We start from the raw sequence: 22,166 nt of genomic DNA, 5'->3' as shown, positions 1-22,166 counted from the left end.
AGGAGACTGTCGGCCACGGTCGGCCCCACCTGAGAAGCTCTCGGCCAGGTGTATTCCACGGGAGCGGGATAAGAACTTCTTGCCCGGAATACGTCACATCTCAGAGATGGGTTGCATCGACAGGCCGTTTGTGAGACTTCCCGGGGTCACCGGACGCCTCACCAGTTCCTGACATCTCCCCACCAGACTCCCCACCACTCCGCCGTCGATCTCTGCGGCACCAGCCGCACCAGCGGAGCCGGAGGTGGTGAAGGGAATGACGCAACAACGTTGGTCCGGCGGCCGGCGGGCGCTGCTCACTCTGGGCGGGCTCACCCTGCTCAGCGCCTGCGCCGGGCCGCCGCCGAAACCGGCCGCACCGGCAGCGACCCCGGCACCGCCACCATCCTCGCCGGTATCGTCCGTGCCGCCGCCGTCACCCACGCCGACCGGACTGCCACCCATCGCGATCCAGAGCAAGCCGCTGTACGTCGTACCGGCCGCCGCCGTGCCGAAGGGGTCGAAGGCCGTGGCACTGACCTTCGACGACGGGCCGGACCCGGCGTACACGCCGCAAGTGCTCAGAATCCTGCGCCAGCACCACATCAAGGCCACGTTCTTCGTGATCGGGCAGCAGGCGCACGACCATCCTGGTTTGATCAGGTCCATCGTCGACGAAGGACACCTCATCGGTACGCACACCTGGTCGCACAAGGACGTCAGCCGGATGACCGCCGCACGCGCACGGACCGAGATCGGTCGCGCCGTCGACACGGTCGCCGCGACGACCGGGCACATACCCCACCTTTTCCGGGCCCCGTACGGGAGTTGGTCGCCCACCGCGTTCCAGGTGTGCGCGCAGCTCGGGCAGACCTCGATCGCCTGGGACGTCGACCCGCGCGACTGGGACGACGCGGGATGGGACCAGATTCGCTCGAAGGTCCTGCACCAGGTCGGCAACCGGTCCATTGTGCTCACTCACGACGGCGGCGGTGACCGGTCCCCGACCGTACGCGCGTTGCGTCATTTCCTTCCCGTTCTGGTCGACCGCGGCTACCGTTTCGTGGGGGTGTGAGCAATGGCCAAGTCTCGTCGTCTGCGGATCGTGCTCGTCGTCGTCATCGCCCTGCTCGTCGCCGGATCGGCGGCCGCGATCGCCGGCACCCGGCTGCTCTCGCACCGGTACGAGGGCGCCCTCGAACGCGCCGACCTGCTGCCCGCCGCACTTCCGGCCTCCCCCGGCGCCACGCCCGAACCGCCCAGGGTGAAAGGGCCGATGAATCTGCTGATCATCGGCTCGGACAGCCGCACGAAGAGCGACCCGGGCGACGGGCGCAGCGACGTCGTCATCCTCATCCACATCCCGAGGTCGACGAGCAAGGCGTATGTGATCTCGATCCCGCGTGACACGTACCTGCCGATCGCCACCGCCACCGGCGGCCAAGGATCCCGGAACAAGATCAATTCAGCGTACGCGTGGGGTGGCGCCCCCCGGCTCGTGCAGACCCTGAACCGGTACGGCGACATCACGATCGACTGGCCGGTGATCGTGGACTTCGCCGGCATCCGCAAACTCACCGACCTGGTCGGCGGTGTCGACGTCACCATCGACAAGGCGACCGTCGACACGTACCGCTTCCTGCCCGACGACAGCCCGTACCCGTCGGCCCCGTGCACCGACCCGCAGGGCCGCTCGCGCCGCTGCGTCGCCTTCGCCGCCGGCGAACAGCACCTCGACGGTCAACTGGCCGAGTACTACGTACGTCAGCGCCGCGGCCTGCCCAACGACGACATCGACCGGGCCAAGCGGCACCAGCAGTACCTACGGGCCCTGGCCCAGAAGATCGCCGACCAGAACATGCTCACCAGCCCACGCGACCTGGACCGCCTGGTCCGCACCGCGGCCAGCACGCTCACCGTGGACCGGCACATGCCGGTGCAACGCCTGGCGTTCACCCTGCGCGGCCTGCGGGCGAACGACATGACCTTCATGACACTGCCCATCGCGGAGAACATGGAGGTTCCCGGCGTGGGCTCGGTGATGGTCCCCGACGCCGACCGCTCCCGCGAGCTGTTCGCCGCCCTCCGCGACGACAACCTCGAGAAGTACGTGCGCGACAACCCACCCAACGACGTACGCCACGGCCGCTGAACCGTCGCCACCGAGGCTCCACACCACCCTGTCAGTCCCGGGGAAGATCAGTACAGATCGCGGGGGTCGTCGGTGACGTCCCCGACGTGAACGTGGGTGTGGATGGCGTCGTCCGCGGGTGCCAGGGTCCCGAGTTCGTCGGTGAGGCGGCGCGCGGCGGCGGCGTGGACGAGTTCGGCCAGGCTGAGCAGGTGGGTGCCGTACGCGGCGATGATCTGGATGGTGACCTCGGCCAGCCGGCGATCCTCGCCGGTGGTGCAGGTGATGCGCGCGGCCGCGGCGTCCGGGACGGCATCGACGGTTTCGCGCAGGCGAGCGACCAGGACGTCGGCGGCGACGAAGAAGTCGCCGAGGTCGTGCCGGCCGCGCACGGGTTCGGAGGGGCGGAACGCGCGCAGAGAGCGGCGCAGGATGTCGCCGCTGATCGCGGTCCAGCCCGCGTCGGTGTGCTGCCGGAGCAGGGAGGTGGCCTGGTCCAGGATGTCGTCTTCGTGGTCGATGGTCACCGCCACTCCTTCAGGGTGATCGCCAGCGTGGCACGGGCCCGTTCGAGCAGCCCGCGCACCGCATCCGGGCTGATGGCCATGACAGTCGCTATGTCAGCGTAGGTGAAGTCTTCGATCTGTCTCAGGATCCAGACGGAACGCTGCCGCGGGGGGAGCGTCCGCAGGGCGGTGTCGAGCGCGGCGACCAGATCCTGCCCGAGCTGCAGGCCGGCAGGGTCGGCGTCGCGGGCCGGAATACGGTCGGTGACGTCGTCGAGGTTCACGTGCGGACGGCTGCCGGACCGGGGGAACCGTTTGAGGTGCGCATAGCAGCGGCGCCTGGCCAGGGTGAAGAGCCAGGTCTGCAGGGCAGCGTCGCCACGGAAGCCCGACAGTCCCTTCCAGGCGTCGATGAAGGTCTCCTGCAGAGCGTCCTCGGCGTCAGCCGGTTCATCCAGGACGCGGGACACGAATCGGTAGAGAGCCGGACCGTAGCGAGTGACGATCACGGCGAAGGCGTCCCGATCACCCAGCCCGGCCCGGCGGGCCAGCGCCTCATCGGTCGGCTGAGGTGTGGCCGGGCCCGGCTGATCAGCGGAGGGCGTGGATCGCGCATCACGACGCGTCGCCCACCCTGCCACGGACACCCCTCTCGCCCACGACACAGCCGGTGAGGCCGCGCCTGCCCCTCCCATGCCCCGCTGAACAGGACTTTTGACGCCACCCGACCGTACTGTGACCCACCTCACACTAAAGCCACCGTGAGGTTTTCTGCTTTCCGTCCTCTAACTCTGTGACAGCCGATCGGCCGCCTCGCGGCCACGCTGTTCTCCCGCCGCCGATCCGTCGACGGGCCCAGTCCTTAAGGAGTTCACCATGACCGACTCGACCACCACCGCGCCGAAGCCCGGCGCCCGCACCGGTGGCGTCGCGCTGCGCGAGCAGGGTCTGCAGAGCACGCAGGGCACGACGTCGATCGCCGACACCGTCGTCTCCAAGATCGCCGGGATCGCCGCCAAGGACGTCTCCGGCGTGTACGCCCTCGGCGGTAACACCTCGCGGGCGCTGGGCGCGGTCCGGGAGCGGATCCCCGGTGGGCGCGTGAACCACTCCCAGGGCGTGTCGGTCGAGGTCGGCGAGACCCAGGCCGCCGTCGACATCGACATGATCGCCGAGTACGGCGTGGCCATCGCGGACCTGGCCGCCGGGGTGCGGCGCAACGTCATCGACTCGATCGAACGGATGACCGGCCTGCAGGTCACCGAGGTCAACATCTCGGTGGCGGACATCCACCTGCCCGAGGACGACCAGGACGACGACGCCGACCGTACCCCGCGCGTGCAGTGACCACGCCGGCCTCCAAGCCACGGCCGGGACGGGTGATCGAGCCGGTTCCGACGACGGCGGACGACATCTGCGCCCTCGTGCTCGCGGTGCCGGATGTGGTGCGGTTGCACGCCGGCCGGTTCGGCGAGGTCGCCACCTACCTGCCCGGGCGGCGCATCACCGGGATCAGGCTCGGCGACAACCTGATCGAAGTGCACGTGGTGGTGGCGGGACAGGTGCCGGTACGCGAGACCGCGCAGCTGATCCACGCCGCGGTGGCCACGTCGGTGGCAACCCCGGTCCACGTCTACATCGAGGACGTCGCCGCAGCCTGACACCGGTGCCTGCCGGCCACGCCGGCTCGCTTCGCCCTCTGTACTCAGCCTTCTACCAGGTCGTCACGGCCTTCTCTGTCGGGAGTGTTCATGTCCTCATCCACCACCGGCCTATTCGCCGGGCTGCTCCTCGCGTTGATCGCCGCCACGGCCGGGTTCGGCTGGTTCCTGCTGGCCGTCCTGTTCGCGGGCGTCGGATACGTCGTCGGGGCGCACCTGGAAGGCCGCATCAACCTCGCCGTTCTGGTCCCTGGGCGCAGTCGTGGCTGACCGTTCCCCCGTTCCCGGCACGGCCTCCGGTTCTCCGGTCGGCGTCAGCGATTCCGATCCGGGTGAGCGCGGGACGCTGGTCATCAAGGACCGGGCGGTGCAGCGCATCGCCGAGGCCGCCGCCCTGTCCGTAACCGGAGTGGTCCCCTCCGCACAGAGCACCAACTCCGTCAACGCCGCCCTCGGCCGCGCCTACCCCCGCGTCGACTGCGAAATCGCCGGCGACCGGGTCCGCGCCGAGGTGGCAGTGGTAGGCCGGTGGCCCGTCTCGGCACCCCACCTCGGCGCCCAGGTTCGCCAGACGGTCACCGACCAGCTGCAGACCCTGGCCGGACTCCGCGTCGACGCCGTCGACGTCACCATCGCCAGAATCGTGCGCGTCGCAGCACCCGTACGCCGGAGAGTCCAATGACCCACACCCTGACCAGCCCCGCGCCGGCGGGTTCCGGCCCGGCCATGAAGGCCGCCCGGCCCAGGACCGGCTCCGGACGGATCGGGCTGCTCGGCCCGATCATGGCCCTGGTGCTCACCGGCCTCGGCGTGGTGCTGCTGCACGACGCCGTCGCCGCGGCAGACTCCCGTCCGGGCCGCACCTGGTCCGCCGCCCTGATCGACGGCTTCGATCGCACCACCGCCGAATGGTGGATGATCCCGGCCGGCGTCGCGATCGCCCTGCTCGGCATCTGGATGGTCGTCACCGCCGTCCGCCCCCGCTCCCGGAAGACACTGGCCGTCACCTCACAGACCGGGCTGTTCCTGCGCACCCGCGACGTCGCCCGGCTCGCCTCGGCCGCCGCCGACGACGTCGACGGCGTGCTGTCCGCCGGTTCCGTCGCCGGCCGCCGCACGGTCACGGTCACCGTCGAGTCCGATCGCGACGGCGTCGCCGACGTCGTCCGCACCACCGTGGAGCAGCGGCTGTCCGCCCTGGCCGAACCGCCCAAGGTCAAAGTTCGTGTCCGCGCCCACTGGCAGAGCCGGGAGACACCCTGATGCGCCGATCCGTCCTCGGCCTCGACCGCGCCCTCGCGATCCTGCTCGGCCTGACCTTGTTCGTCATCGGGGTCGGCGCCGCCGCCTGGTACAACGGCTGGCTTCGCCGGCTCTGGCCCCGCTTTCCTGAGGAAGTCTCCACCCAGAAGACCTCCGACCTGCTCAACACCGACTGGTGGCCGTGGGCCGGTGGTGCCGCGGGCGCACTGTTCGTGCTGCTCGGCCTGTGGTGGCTGATCGCCCATCTCCCCCGCCGCGGCGTCGGTACCCTCGTACTGCCCGGCTCCGGACGTCCGGGACGCCTGCGCATCGACCCGTCGGGCGTCGCCACCACCGCCGCCGAGGTCCTCGCCGACACTCCCGGCATCCGGAACGTGACCGGCAAGGTCATTCGCGACCGCGGGGAACTGGTCGTCACCCTCACCGCCACCATCGACCCCCGCGCCGACCTCACCGACGTTGTCGCCGCCACCGACGCCGTGGCCGGCGACCTCAACACCGTCCTCGGCCGCGACGACGCCCGGGCCCGCATCCACCTGTCCGTCGCCCGCCGAGCCCGCGCACAGCCCCGCGTGCGCTGACGCTTCACGACGGCCCCGACCTGGCCGGGGTGTGCTGCCGTGACGAGAAGGGTCAGCGCCGTCTGGTTGCCCGTCCGGCGACAGCGGGGCCACCGGCGGGCGATCTGCCCCGCTGAGCGCATTCGGCACGGCCATGGTCGACCTCGGGGCCGGCAACAACATCGTCACCCCGCCTGACCGACCCGGAAGGGTCGTCCGCGAACACCGCGGCCGACGGTGCACGTCCGCTAGACCGGGTAGACGCGGTACTGCAGCTTGTCGTCGTACCGGAGACCGGTGACGGCCGTGATGATCGACCAGAGGAAGTCTTCGTCCGGGCCCCAGGACGGCAGGGCGATCTCGGCCTCGACCGGCAGTGGCGTCCCTTCGTCCTCCACAACGGCACCCTCGGCGTAGACGTAGTGCCGGGTGCGTTCGCCCTCGGTGAACAGGGTGAAACCGTAGGTGCTCGAGACGCTGCTGAAGAAGACCACCAGAGCGTCGGCCCGGTCGGTCGGTTCCCAGCCCATGACCAGGTCCATCATCGGGTTCCAGACCTGCGCCCAGCCACCCGGATCGGCCGCGTACAGGGCCTCGGGCTCGTGGGCACTCGTGGCCTGCTCGGCCGCGACCAGCTCGCCGCTGAACTCGGTGATGGCCAGGTCGTCCACCGCCTCGTCCGCCGTAACTCCCTGACGGAAAAGTACCGAAGTGTTCCAGCCCATCATCACACCTTTCCCTGTACGGCGACGTCACCGCCATTGTTCAGGGCCACCTGACCGGCCGACTCCGGAGGGGTGTGGTCAGACAGGGCCATCGCGCCAATTCATCAAAGTCAGTCGATTGACTCCGCGTAACCCAGTGGTAACAATGAAAAGATGGGAGCGCTCCCACACCTCATCCCCACCGGTCCGCGAAGTTGGGAAGGAACCTCCGTGACTTCATACCTGCGTAGGCGGGTCACTGTGTTGACCGCGGTCGCTGCGGCGACAACGCTAACGCTGACCTGCCTGACGGTTCAACCGGCGTCGGCTGAGCCGGCGCAGCACATTCCCAACGGCGACTTCTCCACGGGAACGACCGGCTGGTGGTCCACCGACAACGCTCCGCTCTCCGTCGTCGGCGGGCAGCTCTGTGCGGAGGTCCCCGCCGGTACCGGCAACGCCTGGGACGTCAGCCTCGGGCACAACGACATCCCGCTCGCGGACGGCGCCGCCTACGAGCTGAGCTTCCGCGCCCATGCCAGCGCGCCGGTGACCGTACGGGCGAACGTGCAGCTCAACGAGGCGCCGTACACCGCAGCGCTGTCTCGTGCGGTGGCGCTGACCACCGGGGCGCAGGCCTTCGAGTACGCGTTCACCTCCAGCCTGGACTCCGCCGGCGGCACGCTGACGTTCCAGCTCGGCGGGAGCGCCGAGGCGTTCACCTTCTGCCTCGATGACGTCTCGTTGACCAGTGAGGCCGCTGCACCGCCGGCCGGGCCGGAGCAGCTGGAGAACGGCAGCTTCACCGAAGGCACCGCGGGCTGGTACTCCTACGGCACCACGGCGACCGGGGTCGACGACGGTGAGCTGTGCGCCACCGTGCCGTCCGGGCTGCCGAACCCCTGGGACGCCGGCATCGGGCAGAACAACGTCACGTTGACGGCCGGGGCCTCGTACACGCTGTCGTTCGACGCCACGGCCGGCCCGGGCGCCACCGTCCGGGCCGCGGTCCAGCTCGGCGAGGAGCCGTACACGTCGTATCTGGCTCGTGACGCCGCATTGACGCCCACCCGGCAGCATCTGGAATACACCTTCACCGCCCCCGCGGACACCGCCTTGGGCCAGGTCGCCTTCCAGGTCGGCGGCGCCGCCGCCGAGTACCGGTTGTGCCTGGACAACGTGTCGCTGATCGGTGGCGAGCAGGCGCCGCCGTACGAGCCGGAGACCGGGCCGCGGGTCCGGGTCAACCAGGTCGGTTACCTGCCGGACGGGCCGAAGAACGCGACCCTGGTCACCGCGGCCACCGCGGCGGTGGACTGGCAGCTCGAGAACGCCGCGGGTGACGTGGTCGACTCGGGCCGCAGCAAGCCGCGCGGGGTGGACGCCGCGTCGGGTCAGAACGTCCACACGATCGACTTCTCCGCGCACACCACGGCGGGGACGGGGTACACGCTGGTCGCCGACGGGCAGACCAGCCACCCGTTCGACATCTCCGCCACCGTCTACCGGCAGCTGCGCTCGGACGCGCTGCAGTTCTTCTCCATCCAGCGCAGCGGCATCGCGATCGACGGCGACCTGGTCGGCGAGCAGTACGCCCGGCCGGCCGGCCACCTGGGCGTGGCCCCGAACAAGGGCGACACCGACGTGCCGTGCCGCGCCGCCTCCTGCGACTACCGGCTGGACGTGCGCGGTGGCTGGTACGACGCCGGGGACCACGGCAAGTACGTGGTCAACGGTGGTATCGCCGTCCAGCAGCTGATGAGCAGCTTCGAGCGCACCAAGACCGCGGTCACCGCCGCGCACGGTGCCGCGCTGGCCGACAGCACGCTGCGGGTGCCCGAGCGGGGCAACAAGGTTCCCGACATCCTCGACGAGGCCCGCTGGGAGCTCGAGTTCCTGATGCGCATGCAGGTGCCGGCGGGCAAGCCGTTCGCCGGGATGGCCCACCACAAGATCCACGACGCCAACTGGACCGGCCTGCCGATGCAGCCCGAGGACGACCCCGAGCAACGCGAGCTGCAGCCGCCGTCGACGGCGGCCACGCTGAACCTGGCGGCCACGGCGGCCCAGTGCGCGCGGCTGTTCGCCCCGTACGACGCGGCGTTCTCGGCCACGTGCCTCACCGCGGCCCGCACCGCGTACGCCGCGGCCAAGGCCAACCCGGCCAAACTGGCGCAGGACCTGGGCGGCGGCGGTGGCAGCTACGGCGACGACGACGTCTCCGACGAGTTCTACTGGGCCGCCGCCGAGCTGTACCTGACCACCGGCGAGGCCGCGTTCCTGACCGATGTGACCGCGTCGGCGCACCACACCGGCGACGTCTTCGCCGCCACCGGCTTCGGCTGGGCGAGCACCGCGGCGCTCGGCCGGCTCGACCTGGCCACGGTGCCCAGCGCCCTGCCGGCCGCCGACCGGCAGCGGATCCGCCAGTCGGTGGTCACGGCCGCGGACGGCTATCTGGCAACCCTCGAAGCCCAGGCGTACGGGCTGCCGATGCCGGGCAACGCGGGCAGCTACTTCTGGGGCGCGAACAGCAACGTCCTCAACAACGTCCAGGTGCTGGCGACCGCGTTCGACATGACCGGCAAGGCGAAGTACCGCGACGGCGCGGTGCAGGGCGTCGACTACATCTTCGGCCGAAACGCGCTGAACCAGTCGTACGTCACCGGCTGGGGAGAACAGGCGTCACAGAACCAGCACACCCGGATCTACGCCCACCAGAAGGACGCCACGCTGCCGCACCCGCCGGCCGGGTCGCTGGCCGGCGGCGCGAACGCCGGACTGGACGACCCGTTCGCGAAGGCCCTGCTCAACGGTTGCAAGCCGATGTTCTGCTACGTCGACGACATCGAGTCGTACGCGACCAACGAGGTGGCCGTCAACTGGAACTCCGCCCTGGCCTGGGTGGCGTCCTTCCTGGCCGATCAGGGCGGTGAGCCGGCCGCGGCGGTATCCTGCCGGGCCGGCTACACCAACTACGGCGACTGGGCGGACAAGGCCGGATTCACCGCGCAACTGGCCGTCACCAACACCGGCATCAAGGCCATCGACGGCTGGACCGTGCGCTTCGCCTTCCTCGGCGGTCAGCGCATCCGCGAGGCATGGTCGACTGAGGCGACTCAGGCCGGCGCCACGGTGACAGCCCGGCCCACCAGCACGAACCAGCGCATCCAGCCAGGGGCGACGGTGTACCTCGGTTTCAACGCCACGACACCGGGCGGACCGAACCCCACACCGGAGCTGATCACCCTCAACGGGGCAGCCTGCGACCGGTCCTGACGGCGAGGCCCGGCCGGCACCAGCCGGCCGGGCCCGCCGCTCCGCCGAGGTCCGGCTCAGTGGCCGACCTCAGCGAACATCTCGACGGTGTCGAACCGGTGGGCAGCCAGGTCCTGAGTTCGGATGACGTAGTTGATTCGAGACTGGTCCCGAGGCTCGTAATCGCTCAGCAGGAGCACCCGGTACTGGCTGCGGAGCAGAGCGAAGTTCAGCTGTGCCTCCTGCTCGTCCCACTCGGGTCCGGCCTCGGTGTTCGGAAACCCACCCAGGGTGAACTGCTCGAAAATCTCGGTAACAGTCTTCTCCACGGTCTCGGCGATGCCCTCCAGGCCGTCGAAGGCGACATCGTCGTACCAGCCGGTGTCATACGGAAGCCGGACTTGCGGCGTCGCGTAATAGTCCACGGGAGCGGGGACGTCTCCGGCCTCGTACGGTGGCTGCCCCGATGACGTCGCCGATGAATCAGCGACGTGGATCACCTCGCCCCAGCAATCGCCCCAGGAGGCTTCGCCACCCCAGAAGAACAAGAGCCGCCCCGACTCCGGGTACGGAAGATCCAGCTCCCCGCGGGGTACGGCCGCGCAGTCCAGGGTGCCCAGGAAGCTTGCACCTCCAGGCCACTCGACGCCCTCCGGCAGAAGCGGCAGGCCCCCGTAGCGGAAGACGACACCCCCGTCGTTGGCCTCCTCATGCAGCGCGACGCGGGGACGCAACACCGCCAGGAACGCCTCGACCTCCGCCTCGGGGACCTGGCGCTCGGACGCCACCTGCCGGAAGCGATCCTTGTAGGTGGCGAGATCGATCCCCTTACCGGACATGCTGTGAAGGTAGGCCCAACTGACCCAGCACAGAAGGGTGATGATCAAAACTGCCGCGGAGGGAAACCGGGGTAGTCGCTGAGGGCAAACCTGCCCGACCGGCAACCGGCCCACCGGCGCGGCTATCTGTCCTCCGGGGACAGTTGCCACCATGCGGCAGACAGTTGGCTCTCTGCTGAGATCGCCCGGGAGACCCCGTCGGTGACCGCACCGGCGGGGTCTCCCGTACGGAAAGGCCCGCCCGGAGTTCTGCCTGGGTGGTGATCGACCTACGCGAGATCGCCGGCGGCCGCTGTCAAGGGCGTCGAGGAACGCGTAGTCGCGGCTTCGCTCCGGGTTACCACAGCAATGGCGCTGCTGATCTCGTGCCACTCCTGCCCCACGGTTCCCGAAGAAGGAGCCGACAAGACCGCCCGATACGCCCCCTTTCGGCAATCGGATGAAACCAGATTGCCGATATTTCCGGACATAGCGGAATCATAGATTGTGCCGGTGCAGGCGGGCGGCCTGCACTCCTTCGCGATGGCGAGGGCGACCGGCAAGGAGAACATGTGCGTAGGAAGATCGTGGCGGCACTGTCCGCGGCAGTCGTGCTGACCGGCCTGGGGGCGCAACCCGCGCTCGCGGAGTCGCCGGGAGCCGTGGTGAACGCGGCCGAATGCATGGCGAACCCGCTGGCGGCCAACGACGACAGCTCCACCCCGCAGGTGGTGCTGCCGTTCAACGTCAACTTCTACGGCAAGACGTACGACAAGCTGTACGTCAACAACAACGGCAACGTCACGTTCGACGCACCCTTGTCCACCTTCACGCCGTTCGGGCTGACCGGCACCCGTACGCCGATCATCGCGCCGTTCTTCGCCGACGTCGACACCCGCGGCGGCGGCGGAACCGTCGGATACGGCTGGGGCAACACGGTTTACGAGGGCAAGCGCGCGTTCTGCGTCACCTGGAAGTCCGTCGGCTACTACAACAACCACAGCGACAAGCAGAACACGTTCCAGCTGCTGCTCGTTCAGCACGGCACCAGTGGCGACATGGACATCGTGTTCAACTACGACTCGGTGCAGTGGGAGACCGGCGACGCCAGCGGTGGCTCCGGCGGCCTCGGCGGCAGCACCGCCCGCGCCGGTTTCTCCAACGGCTCCGGCGAGGAGGGCACCTCCTACGAGATGCGCGGCTCCGGCGTGCCCGGCGCGTTCCTCGACGCCGCGACGACCGGCCTGGCGAAGGCGAGCACCGACAGCACCCAGACCGGCCGGCACATCTTCCGCCTGCGCGGTGGCTCGGCGCCGCTCGTGCGCTACGTGGCCCTCGGCGACTCGTACTCCTCCGGCTTCGGCATGGGCTCGTACGAGGCCGGCACGCACCTCGACCCGGCGCCCAACGACTGTCAGCGCTCGGAGAAGGCGTACAGCACGATGGTCGCCGATCGACTGGGCCTCAACCTCGACTTCAACGCCTGCCAGGGCGGCGTCACGGACGACTTCTACCAGCCCAGGGGCACCCGCGAGGGCGCGAACTGGGGCGAGGAACCGCAGCTCAACCACCTGTCGACCGACACCCGGCTGCTGACGTTCACGATCGGCGGCAACGACGTCGGGTTCGCCGACATCTACTCCGAATGCGCGCTGGGCGCCGAACTGCTGCCATGGAACACCTGCAACCAGGAGGACAAGGTCCGTAAGCCGCTGGCGGCCAAGACCGCACGCCTGGACGGCGGCAGCGCCGGCGGCGACACGGCACTGGAGAAGATCCACCCCTACCCGGTGGTGTTCGCCGACGCGCGGGCCAAGGCCCCGTACGCGGAACGGGTCGTCGTGGGTTATCCGACGTTCTTCCCGGCGGACGGCGCGGACACGACCTTCCGCTGCGAGATGATCAAGCGGGTCGACCAGCGCTGGATGCACGAGAAGACCGTGGAGCTCAACGAGGTCATCAAGCGCAACGCCCAGCTGTACGGCTTCCGCTACGTCGACCCGAACCCGGCCTTCGTCGGTCACGAGTTCTGCAGCGCGGACCCGTGGTTCTACGGGATCACCGAGGACGGCAAGGTCCACCCGACCCCGCCCGGGCACCAGGCCATCGCCGATGCGATCCTGCGGGAACTGACCACCGACGGGCGCCCGGCCTTCATGGTCATGCCGCAGGCGACCGTGACCACCACGTTCACCGTCACCGACCTGCTCAACCTGATCAACGTCGCCATCGAGTGGCCGGGCAGCGACATCCAGCTGACCCTGACCTCGCCGTCGGGCAAGGTCTACAACCGCACCGCCAAGCCGGGCAGCGCCACCGGTTCGTTCGGCCCCACCTGGGACAGCCTGTCCGTGCCGAATCCCGAGCGCGGCACGTGGAAGGTGGCCATGTACGGCGCCGACGTCGACCCGCAGGGCGAGGAGGCCAAGCTCAGCGTCACCCGCGTCGAGGTCCCCAACAAGGCGCCCACCGGCGCGTTCGACATGACGCCGGACGGCACCAAACTCAAGCTCGACGCCACGAAGTCCACCGACACCGACGGCAAGATCAAGGCCTACGACTGGTACGTGCAGCAGGCCGACGGCACGGAACAGGAACTGCACGGGGCGACCGCCACAGCCACCATCGCGGCGGGCAAGCAGTTCGGCGTGACACTGGTGGTCACCGACGATGACGGCGCCACCGACTACCAGACGCGGACCGCCGTCGCGGCCGGCATCGAGGTGCTGCCCGGCTCCGTGATCAAGGCGGTGGCGAAGGACCTCCCACTGCTCACGCCGGTGGCGATCCTGTCGACCAAGGACTTCGACGCGACCAGGACCCAGGCGTCCTCCCTGCGCGTCGGCCCGGCCGGGGCCAAGGCGGTCACGGTCATCCACCAGGACGTCAACCGCGACGGGCGCAAGGACCTCGTCCTGACCGCGTGGAACCCCGCGATGGGCCTCAAGCGCGGCGACACGACGCTACCGGTCACGGGCACCACCACCGCGGGTGTGCCATTCGTCGGCGCCGGCCCAATCAAGGTGCTGGGATGAGGACCATGACGAGTTCACGGCCCGGCCTGATCGGCAGGGCACTGCGCGTGGCCGGCGCCGGCGCCGCGGTCTACCTCGGGGGCCTGTTCGCGGTCGGCAGCCTGCTCGCCGCCCGCTGGGCCGGCCCGGGCTCCGCCGCGGAGACAACGGGCTACACCCTGCTGGCCCTGCTGCTGGTCGCGGCGGCGACGGCGGCCTGGTGGTTCCTGCTGCCAAGAGCCCGCTGGTGGGGCCTGCCCATCACGGTCCTGGTCGCGGTGGTCCACGGTCTGGCGTTCACCTCAGGCCTCTGAGCCCTCGATGGGACCGGCGCCCCCACCGGTCCCATCGAGCGGTGTCGCCAGCCGTAGCCGAGTGGCCTCGGCCGGCAGGGCGGGCCCCGTCACCCTTGCCCCGCATAGACGACCGCGTCCGGCCCCCCAACATGGGGCCCGTCCGCCCAGCTGATTCGCCACACCCCCCGCGAGCAGGACTCGCATTCCATGAAGGCGGCGGGAATGCCTCTCCAGCTATGGCGGATCTCCCGCTCCAGGGCGTTGTACGGCATGAAAGCTGCCCCTGCCCCGCGGTGGCCCCGCCGAAGGACGCATCGCGGTACTTCACTTCAAAAGGCGACGGGCTGCGAACCAAGCGCGCCATCTGCACTACGGCCGCGCAGACGCCGACACCACGCGGGCAGACACCTCCGGCGCCACACCCCAACCGCGCCGCCGACCACCGCTCGCACAAAGTCTGGCTCACCTTGTCGTTCAACCAGACCGACGGGGCTTGGTGCCCTTCTTGTGATGGGTCGGCCGCTGGTGAGCCTGGCCGGTAATCAGGCTGAGGCCCACGTCGTGGCGGGTAGCGGTGTGCCGGTTGCGGGAGCCTGGCGGCCGTCCGGGACCGGGTCGGCTGGGTTTCGGTGCACGCGCTCGCGAGGCGCTGGTCGCACGGGAGGTTCCGGAACCCGCGTCGCACCCGCAATGACGTCAGCCGCTCTGGGGTCATCGAGCGTTCCCAGGGCCGACGTCGGTCCTGTGCGAGGGGGCCGGGCCAGGCGTAACTGAGTGTGGGCGGCCAGCACCAGTCAGGTCCACCGGTCGGCTGCGGCAGGTCGTCGGTCCCACCACTCTGCAGTCCGGCTCATACAACCGGAGGCCCTCCCGGACCACCCCTTCGTGCAGCAGCCCGGGAGGTCTTTGGTTATTTACTGGTATTCCGGTCTCTCATTTCGAGAAGCGCCGCTGCGACGATTCCCCCGATACAGGCTGCCACGAGAGCCACTACCCAAGGGCGGTCAGCCAGTAGCATGCCTAAGAACAGTGCGGCGGATACGACCACTCCCATGAGTAGAGATTTCCGGGAGACCGAAGTTAGTCGCATCTTTTTTCCTCTGGATTAGTCGTCGAATCCGTCGTTAATTCCATCGATGGCTCCGGCCACAAAGCCGCCAGCCCCACCGAGTACCGCGCCTGGCACGCATCCCGTCTCTAGGCCCGCGATGCATCCTCCCACCGCGCCGATAACTACGTCTTTGGACCATGTATTGACCATAGCGTTCCAGTCATACATGCCTGTGGGGTCGACATAGTTCACCGGGTTTCCGGAGGCATACGCATAGCGGTTGCCTCGCTTGGGGTCGCCGATGAAGCTGAGGTTGTCTTGTTGGGTGAAGCGTCCTTGGTTGGGGTTGTACCAGCGCTGACCGTATTTGTTCAGTGTGGTGTTTTTATCATAGGTGCCGCCGGCGTAGCGGACGATATTGGTTTGGCCGAGGCCGGTCTCGCTGGTCGCGGTTGAGGTGCCGTAGGGGTCGTACTGGTAGGTGGCGGCCACGGTGTTGTTGCTACCCACGATGGCCATGATTGAACCGAGTCCATCCAGGACGTAGGCGTAGTCGGTGGTCCCGATCCGCAGACCCAGGGGTGTGCCGAGTCCGTCGCGTTCGACGTAAGCGGTGGGGCTGGTGCTGTTGGTCCAGGACTGGAGCCATGCCATGCCGTACTGGTCGTCGCGGCCGTAGTCGAGCTTGATGGTGCCGGCTTGGACGAGTTCGACCTGGTCGGTGCCGGCGTAGGTGTAGTTGGCCTGGCCGCCGGGCCCGTAGGCGGAGGTCATTTGGCTGGCCGCGTTGTAGCTGAGTGTGCCGATGACGGGGGCGCTGGTCTTGGTTTGGTTGCCGCGGTTTTCGTAGACGTTGTCGGTGGTGGTGACCTGGTTGGCTGAGTTGTAGGTCAGCGTCTGGGTGGTGGTACCGGCGACCTTGACGGTTTTGCGGTTGCCGTTGGTGTCGTAGTCGTACTCGTAGGTTTTGCTGTTGAAGTTGGTGGCTTTGGTAAGGCGGTTGCCCTTGTCGTGGCTGAACTCGCTGACCGCGCCGCTGATTTCGTCCTTCTGCCACTGCCGTAGGCCGGTGTCGTCTGCTTTGGCGGTGGAGCAGGCCTGTCCGGAGACGTATTTGGCGTAGCAGTAGGTGGTGTCGAACACCTTCCCCGCAGCGGCGGAGTTGCGCGTGGAAGTGATGCGCAGCGGCCGGTCGGACTTGTCATACGTAGTCTCGGTGTGTAGAGCCCAGGTGCTGTTGGTTTCGTCAGTGGCGAAGTATTCGTGGGTGCGATTGCCGTTCTTGTCGTACTTGAAGTTGTAGCGGGTGCCACCGGCGGTATCCATGCGGACGAGCCAGTTGCGGGTGTTGTAGTAGTACGTGGTGGTACCACGCCCGTCGGTCAGCCGCAGCAGGTTGCCAGCGGCGTCGGGTGCGTACATCTGGACCGGGGTGTTGGGTGCGGTCCTGATGCGCAGCCGGTTGAGCTGGTCGTACTGGTAGGTGGTGGTGCCGGTGACGTCGGTGCGGGTGATCAAGTTGCCGGTCTGGCCGTAGTCGTACGCGACCGCGGTGGTGCTGGGGCAGCCGGTGCCGGAGTAGGCCGTGTTCATCAGCCGGTCTTCGGCGCTGTACGTGTAGGTCGTGGTGCACGATCCGTGGACGACGGTCTTGAGCCGGCCGAACGGGTCGTAGGTGAAGGTCTTGTCCGCGAGGCTGTTGCCGGTCGGTGCGGTCATCTTGATCAGCTGTTTGTTGCTGTCGTAGGTGTAAGTGGTGCCGTTGGTGTCGTTGCCGGGGTCGGTGGCCTTCTTGACGGTGCCGTCGTCGTTGTAGTCGACCTTGGCCTCCGCGGCGAGGGCGTCCTTGCTGGAAGTCTTGTTCCCGGCACCGTTGTAGGTGTAGCTGGAGCTGTTGCTCTGCGTGTCGATCGTGGACGACGGCTGGAAGTTCGCCGTCGGGTTCGTCGACGTAGCCGCGTTCGCGTACGCGGCGGATGCGCTCGCGCCGGTTGGCGAGGCCGACTTCGTCAGCGACTCGTCCGCGTTCGCCCCGTAGGTGTTGGTGGTCGTGCCACCTTCCGGCGACTGCGAGCTGGCGACGTCACCGAAGGAGGTGTATCCGTCGCTGCGCTCGTTGCCTTCCGGGTCGACGGCTTTGGTGACGCGTTCTTCGCCGTCGAGGGTGTAGGTGGTGTGCGGTACCGAGGTGACCGGTTGCGACAGGTCCTGGCGCGGGTCAGCGACGTCGGTCTGCGTGGAGGTGGTGTACGCGAACCGGGTCATCGAGCCCTGGCCGGTGGCGTTGTCGGTGACCTGGTTGACCGAGGTGACCCGGTGCTGACCGTCGTAGGTGATCAGCACGTACGTGTCGGTCTTGGTGGTGATCTTCGTCAGGTCCCCGGCGGTGTTGTACTCGAACATCACCTTGCGGGGTGTGGCGCTCTGGATCGTCTGCAGCCGGCCCGAGCTGTCGTAGGCGTAGGTGGCTTCGCGGGAGCTGTTGTCCGCGCCGACCTGCCGTACTTTGCTGACCTTGCTGTCGGTGTACGACACCGCCACGGTCTTACCCGAGCCAACACCTTTGTCCGTGGTGACGCTGGTCCACTGGGAGCCGGTGTAGGCGTAGTCGGTGAGGTTGTCGTTACGGTCCTCGCTCTTGTCGAGCAGGCCGTCGGCGGTGAAGAACAGTTCCTCACCGCTGTCGTGCTCGGTCAGTTTCCAGCCCGAGCCGTTGTGTTCGAGCGTCGCCTTGAATTGCCCGGGTGTTTTGTAACCAGATCCGGAGACGGTGAACTTGCCGATGACACCGTCAGCGGCGACGTAGGTCACCGAACTGTCACTGGAGGCCTCGTAGAGCCGGACGTCACCACCACTACGGGTACGCCAGCCAGGACCCAGGGAACCATTGGCGATGCTCGTGCCGAGCAGCAGGCTGTTGTACGAGGTGCCCAGCGTGACGTTGCCGGAGACACCGGGCAGCGTCAGTTCCGTGCTGGTCAGCAGGAGGTTCCCGGAGCCGACGTTTACCTTCATCTGCAGCCGGTCAGTCAACGAGAACGGAATCTGGTTGGCGTTACGCAGCGGGCCTGTGCCCTTGGGCACCGACGGTGGATCGGTCACCCCCGCCGCGACCGACTTGCCTGCCGCAGCATCCGGCCGGGAAGGACTGTTGGAGAGCCAGACTGTGGGTCCTGACTGCGGCGACACCACCGGCTCGATCTGTGGCGATGTGGGCTCCGCCATCGCCGGTTCCCCCGAGATCACCGCAAGCGACGACGCCGCGAGCAAACTTGTTACCGTTCCCAGCGCAGCACAAAATCGTGCCATTCGAACTCCTGTCTACGAACCAGCGAAGGCCATCCTCGCCGAAAGAAAGGCATGCCAAAGGCAGCGCTATCGATATGCGCCGCCTTACCTGAAAGATGTGATGGTGATACGAGTTCAGCTGCGGACGTCTATAGCATCAGCGTCAGCAGGTCCCGACTCGCAGACTTCGGCGATCATGCGATCAACCTGATAAAAGGCCCCTGCAAATGACTGGGCAAGGAGCAGGAAAATGATACTCGGCACCGCTATAGCCAGTGTTAGAAACACGGACACCCGGCCAAGTTTTTTGATAAATGCACTTCGCATCCCCCGTTAAGCATTGATCGCTATGAACCTATTTCCTTCCACTCGCGACAGTCAACCGTAGTCACAACTTGACGTCACAAAAACCACATAAAGGCCTATAAAGGTACAGAAAAATACGTTCTGTATGGCAACAGTTGCCTGCGGCAGGTTCGCCGCAGGAGACTCCATGGAGGTTTCAGCGCGCATAGTGCCTAGATGTCCCGTGGCGGCGGCTTCGGCTTCCTGCAGGGCGTCACCGGCGGACTCGAGCCGTTGGCGGGCATCGAGCACGCTGCCCTCGATGGCAGAGCGGGTGGCGTCAACAGCGGCCAGCGCGCGTGCCAGGACGGCAGCGGCCTCGGCGACGGCTTTGGTAGTGCGCTGCTGTGCGACGGCGTGTGCGGCGTGGTCCTGCCGGGCCCGGTTGTCGGCGGCCTCGTGATCGGCGACGGCTTGCTGCTGGGCTCGGGCAAGGCCGCGGTCGGCGTCGCCCACCGCCGCTGCCGCCTTTTCGCGTTTGCCGGCCACCATGCTCAGGGCGGTTTCCGCGGCGGTGACCTTGCGGTCGGCGTCGAGGACGACTTGTTCACGTGCGGAGAGCGCGATCCGTTGCCGGGTGCTGATGCCTGCGCGGTGCAGTTAGCTCACCAACGCGTCCGGGTCGGTCCTTTCGCCGGTGTCGAGCAGGTGTCCAGGTACGGCGGGTAGCTCGACGCGGTGGCTGTCCCACTGCTGCACGGCGGCGCCGAGTTCCGCTTCTCTGGTATGGCGCGCGGTGACGGCTTGCTCGGCAAGTCTGGTCATACCGGTCGCGGTCGGCTGCGGCGGCACGTACCTGGGCGGCGGCGCCGCGCTGACCCTCGCGGGCTATGTCGAGTTCACGCAGGGCAGTGTCGATGCGCTGCAGGACATCCAGACGTGCCTGCACCCAGCTGTGGGGAGTGCCGGCCAGTTGGGCCAGACCGGTCAGCGTCACCGGTGAACCGGGTTTACTACTGGTGAGCTGGTCGCTGGAGTCGGCGATACGGTCGACGAATGCCTGCGCACCCACTTCGGCGGCGGGCAGTAGATGGGCCACGAGTTCTTTCAGGTGCCGCTGCCCGCTGGCGGCCTGCTCCAGCGCTTCCTGGGCTGCCCTGGCGGTCAGCTGCGCGTCGTCGTCCAGGTCGTCTCGTCGCTGCCGCGCCGCATCATGCAGCTCGGTCAGGCGTTCCTCGAGCTGGGGCAGTTCCGCGCCGGCGTGGTCGCGCAGGGCCGCGTCGGTCGCTTGGAGCTTGCCTTTCAGTTCGGTGATCGCGGTCCGCAGCTCGGCGCGTTGCGCGGCGACAGTCTGCGCGGCTCGCGTCGCCTCACTCAACTTGTCTTCGGCGGCGCGCACCTGACGGGCGTGATCGTCAAAGACGGTTTGGGCGTGGGACAGCTGCGCGGCCTCCTCCGCGGTGACCGTGTCGAGGTAGCGTCCGTACTATTGCTCGGCCTGCTCCAGCTGGCGGGTCTCGGACCGGGCTTGTTGCAGCCGTCGTTCCAGGTCGGCGATGCGTTCCATGGTGTCGGCGATGAACTGCAACGCCCGCGAATCTAGCGCGGGCAGGGCTTCGGTCAGGACCGTACGCATGGCGTTCGGGGAGATCGCTTCCGCGGTGCGCACGCTGCGCAGAACACCGAGCAGGGCATCGAACTGCACGGTGTCCAGCGGGGCGAACAACGTGGTGCGCACGGCGTCGCGGTACTGGTCTTCGTCGGCGACATGCAGGTGCGGTTTCGCCTTGCTGGTGAGCCGTTCGTGGGAGGTGAACAGCCGGCCGTCGAGGGCGGCCAGTTGCGCGGCGAGATCCTCCACGGCGACCGGATCGCGTTCTCGTTGTAGGTGCACATCGATGCCGATGCGGCCGGGCGTGAGGAAGAACGCGTTGTCTTCTGGCAGATCCAGCACCGTCCGTAAACCGTCCTAGGATCCTGGCATGAAAGAACGACAGATCACTCTGGACAGGCCGATCTGGCGTGCTAGCCAGGACGGGGCGCCACCGCCGAAGAACGTGGTCGGCGCCACGGTGATCTTCCTGCGGCGGGACCGTCGGTCATGGACTTCTTCGTTCTGAATCGTGGCCTGTCTGGTAAGGCGCGCGGGCAAGCGCGAGGACCACGGTTACCCCGACGACCACCAGGACGCCGTAGCCCGCGGCGATCTGCAGCATGCTGAACGTGCCGGTCAGGCGCCCGGCGATCAGGCTCGGGATGGCGGCGCTGGAGTAGTTGAGCAGGAACACCGTGGACAGCAGACCGGCGCGGCCGGCCGGTGCGGTCCCGGCCAGCAGCGTGCGCATGCCGCCGGTCTGGGCGGCGCCCTGGGCGATGCCCGCCACGAGACTCATGGCCAGGAACGGCACGATCGCCGCGGCGCCGAGTGCGACCAGGATGCCCGCCACGCATACCGCGTACGCGATGGCACCGGCGCGCATCGCGACGTCGGGGCGCAGCCGGGCGGTCAGCGGGCCCCCGATCAGGCTGAAGACGGTGAACGAGCCGAACACGGCCCCGGCCGTCAGTGACGCGTTCGAGCCGAGCTGCTCGCGGGCGATCGACGGCCCGAACGCCTGGTAGAAACCGCCCAGCGACCAGGTCGCCAGGATCAGCCCGGACATGGCCAGCAGCGCCCGTCCAGCGCGGGCCGGCACGTGCACCTGCGGGCGTAGGGAAGCAACCGCCTGCCGGGCCGTCGTCCGGGCGACGGTCTCCGGGCTCAGCGCGACCAGCACGGCGGCGATCAGCAGCAGCCCGAGCAGAACGGCATAGGTCAGATGCCGCGGCCAGGGGGCGTGATCGACCAGGGCGCCGGACAGCAGCGCCCCGAGCGGGATGCCGAGCATCGGCGCGGCGCTGGTGACCGCCGCCGGTAGCCAGCGGGGCCGCTGCGGCGCCGAGTCGATGACGAAGGCGCCCAGCGCGCTGGAGGCCAGCCCGGTCGCCAGGCCCTGCAGGAAACGGCCGGCGGCCAGGTGCGGCAGGCCGTCGACGCTGAGCAGCACGATCAGCCCGAGCGCGGAACTGACCAGCGCACCCGTGCCGACGGCGCGCCGGCCGAGATGATCGGACAGGCGCCCGAACACCAGCAGCGACACTGCGGCCGCGAACAGGTAGACGGCGGTGGCGACGGCCAGATCGCCGTTGGTCAGCCCGTTCTGCGACCGGTAGGTGTTGTAGAGCGGGATGGGGCTGCCGGCGGAGACGAAGACCAACACGAACGAGACGGACGCGACGACGAACCCGGCGGTACGTGGCAAGCGCCGCCGCACCACGGCTCCGGACATCAGGGTGGTAGGCGTGGCTGATC

At 68.3% G+C, this 22,166-nt stretch carries 20 protein-coding genes and 1 pseudogene; 11 read left to right on the top strand and 10 right to left on the bottom strand.

What is annotated here, in order from left to right; all coding sequences use genetic code 11:
- Nucleotides 1-256: 256 nt before the first annotated feature.
- On the top strand, nucleotides 257-1,054 hold the full coding sequence (locus ACIA6A_RS37655) for a polysaccharide deacetylase family protein (protein WP_396102855.1): 798 nt from the start codon (nucleotides 257-259) through the stop codon (nucleotides 1,052-1,054).
- Between the two features lie 3 nt (nucleotides 1,055-1,057).
- Complete coding sequence (locus ACIA6A_RS37650) at nucleotides 1,058-2,131, top strand: LCP family protein (protein WP_396102854.1); 1,074 nt, start codon at nucleotides 1,058-1,060, stop codon at nucleotides 2,129-2,131.
- Nucleotides 2,132-2,178: 47 nt separating this feature from the next.
- Here the strand turns inward: ACIA6A_RS37650 and ACIA6A_RS37645 are convergent, their stop codons facing one another.
- Both ACIA6A_RS37645 and ACIA6A_RS37640 read right to left on the bottom strand, forming a co-directional pair.
- Nucleotides 2,179-2,637: a hypothetical protein gene (locus ACIA6A_RS37645; protein WP_396102853.1), complete on the bottom strand. Its 459-nt coding sequence runs from the start codon at nucleotides 2,635-2,637 to the stop codon at nucleotides 2,179-2,181.
- Complete coding sequence (locus ACIA6A_RS37640) at nucleotides 2,634-3,257, bottom strand: RNA polymerase sigma factor (RefSeq protein WP_396102852.1); 624 nt, start codon at nucleotides 3,255-3,257, stop codon at nucleotides 2,634-2,636. The genes ACIA6A_RS37645 and ACIA6A_RS37640 overlap by 4 nt, the downstream gene beginning before the upstream one ends.
- A 235-nt stretch (nucleotides 3,258-3,492) precedes the next feature.
- On the opposite strand from ACIA6A_RS37640, the gene ACIA6A_RS37635 reads away from it, so the two are divergent.
- From ACIA6A_RS37635 to ACIA6A_RS37610, 6 genes are all read left to right on the top strand, one after another.
- Nucleotides 3,493-3,963 carry an Asp23/Gls24 family envelope stress response protein gene (locus ACIA6A_RS37635; protein WP_396102851.1) on the top strand — a complete coding sequence of 157 codons (471 nt, stop codon included), beginning with the start codon at nucleotides 3,493-3,495 and terminating at the stop codon, nucleotides 3,961-3,963.
- 32 nt (nucleotides 3,964-3,995) lie between these two features.
- Entirely contained in the window at nucleotides 3,996-4,277 is a 282-nt protein-coding gene (locus tag ACIA6A_RS37630) for a hypothetical protein (protein WP_396102850.1), read from the top strand.
- Nucleotides 4,278-4,367: 90 nt separating this feature from the next.
- On the top strand, nucleotides 4,368-4,547 hold the full coding sequence (locus ACIA6A_RS37625) for a DUF2273 domain-containing protein (RefSeq protein ID WP_396102849.1): 180 nt from the start codon (nucleotides 4,368-4,370) through the stop codon (nucleotides 4,545-4,547).
- Nucleotides 4,540-4,959, top strand: a complete 420-nt coding sequence (locus ACIA6A_RS37620) for an Asp23/Gls24 family envelope stress response protein (protein WP_396102848.1) — start codon at nucleotides 4,540-4,542, stop codon at nucleotides 4,957-4,959. Before ACIA6A_RS37625 ends, ACIA6A_RS37620 begins: the two co-directional genes overlap by 8 nt.
- Nucleotides 4,956-5,540 (top strand): DUF6286 domain-containing protein, encoded by a 585-nt coding sequence (locus tag ACIA6A_RS37615; protein ID WP_396102847.1) that lies wholly within the window; start codon nucleotides 4,956-4,958, stop codon nucleotides 5,538-5,540. The genes ACIA6A_RS37620 and ACIA6A_RS37615 overlap by 4 nt, the downstream gene beginning before the upstream one ends.
- Complete coding sequence (locus ACIA6A_RS37610; protein WP_396102846.1) at nucleotides 5,540-6,121, top strand: hypothetical protein; 582 nt, start codon at nucleotides 5,540-5,542, stop codon at nucleotides 6,119-6,121. Before ACIA6A_RS37615 ends, ACIA6A_RS37610 begins: the two co-directional genes overlap by 1 nt.
- 227 nt (nucleotides 6,122-6,348) lie before the next feature.
- Here the strand turns inward: ACIA6A_RS37610 and ACIA6A_RS37605 are convergent, their stop codons facing one another.
- Nucleotides 6,349-6,771 (bottom strand): hypothetical protein, encoded by a 423-nt coding sequence (locus ACIA6A_RS37605; RefSeq protein WP_396102845.1) that lies wholly within the window; start codon nucleotides 6,769-6,771, stop codon nucleotides 6,349-6,351.
- 264 nt (nucleotides 6,772-7,035) lie between these two features.
- Between ACIA6A_RS37605 and ACIA6A_RS37600 the strand changes: the two genes are divergently transcribed.
- Nucleotides 7,036-10,083, top strand: coding sequence for a glycoside hydrolase family 9 protein (locus ACIA6A_RS37600; RefSeq protein WP_396102844.1), 3,048 nt, complete (start codon nucleotides 7,036-7,038; stop codon nucleotides 10,081-10,083).
- Nucleotides 10,084-10,139: 56 nt separating this feature from the next.
- On the opposite strand, the gene ACIA6A_RS37595 is transcribed toward ACIA6A_RS37600, so the two are convergent.
- Complete coding sequence (locus tag ACIA6A_RS37595) at nucleotides 10,140-10,901, bottom strand: DUF1963 domain-containing protein (protein WP_396102843.1); 762 nt, start codon at nucleotides 10,899-10,901, stop codon at nucleotides 10,140-10,142.
- Nucleotides 10,902-11,452: 551 nt separating this feature from the next.
- Here ACIA6A_RS37595 and ACIA6A_RS37590 point away from each other — a divergent pair.
- Both ACIA6A_RS37590 and ACIA6A_RS37585 read left to right on the top strand, forming a co-directional pair.
- On the top strand, nucleotides 11,453-13,915 hold the full coding sequence (locus ACIA6A_RS37590; RefSeq protein ID WP_396102841.1) for a nidogen-like domain-containing protein: 2,463 nt from the start codon (nucleotides 11,453-11,455) through the stop codon (nucleotides 13,913-13,915).
- Nucleotides 13,916-13,920: 5 nt separating this feature from the next.
- Nucleotides 13,921-14,208 (top strand): hypothetical protein, encoded by a 288-nt coding sequence (locus ACIA6A_RS37585; RefSeq protein WP_396102840.1) that lies wholly within the window; start codon nucleotides 13,921-13,923, stop codon nucleotides 14,206-14,208.
- Nucleotides 14,209-14,664: 456 nt separating this feature from the next.
- On the opposite strand, the pseudogene ACIA6A_RS37580 reads toward ACIA6A_RS37585, so the two are convergent.
- The 6 genes and pseudogenes from ACIA6A_RS37580 to ACIA6A_RS37555 form a co-directional block, all read right to left on the bottom strand.
- Nucleotides 14,665-15,017, bottom strand: a pseudogene (locus tag ACIA6A_RS37580) (transposase); the annotation flags it as partial.
- A gap of 278 nt (nucleotides 15,018-15,295) precedes the next feature.
- Nucleotides 15,296-18,550 carry an RHS repeat-associated core domain-containing protein gene (locus ACIA6A_RS37575; RefSeq protein WP_396102839.1) on the bottom strand — a complete coding sequence of 1,085 codons (3,255 nt, stop codon included), beginning with the start codon at nucleotides 18,548-18,550 and terminating at the stop codon, nucleotides 15,296-15,298.
- Nucleotides 18,551-18,907: 357 nt separating this feature from the next.
- A complete protein-coding gene (locus tag ACIA6A_RS37570; protein WP_396102837.1) occupies nucleotides 18,908-19,366 on the bottom strand; it encodes a hypothetical protein in 459 nt (152 codons plus the stop codon).
- A 55-nt stretch (nucleotides 19,367-19,421) separates the two neighbouring features.
- Complete coding sequence (locus ACIA6A_RS37565) at nucleotides 19,422-20,213, bottom strand: hypothetical protein (protein ID WP_396102836.1); 792 nt, start codon at nucleotides 20,211-20,213, stop codon at nucleotides 19,422-19,424.
- A gap of 87 nt (nucleotides 20,214-20,300) precedes the next feature.
- Entirely contained in the window at nucleotides 20,301-20,768 is a 468-nt protein-coding gene (locus tag ACIA6A_RS37560) for a hypothetical protein (protein ID WP_396102834.1), read from the bottom strand.
- Nucleotides 20,769-20,913: 145 nt separating this feature from the next.
- Nucleotides 20,914-22,116 (bottom strand): MFS transporter, encoded by a 1,203-nt coding sequence (locus tag ACIA6A_RS37555; RefSeq protein ID WP_396102832.1) that lies wholly within the window; start codon nucleotides 22,114-22,116, stop codon nucleotides 20,914-20,916.
- Nucleotides 22,117-22,166 lie beyond the last annotated feature (50 nt).

This window comes from Actinoplanes sp. NPDC051494, assembly GCF_044454705.1.
Classification (GTDB): Bacteria; Actinomycetota; Actinomycetes; order Mycobacteriales; family Micromonosporaceae; genus Actinoplanes.
The sequence above is the reverse complement of the archived record's forward strand: the minus strand, read 5'-3'. Positions and strand labels throughout refer to the sequence as shown.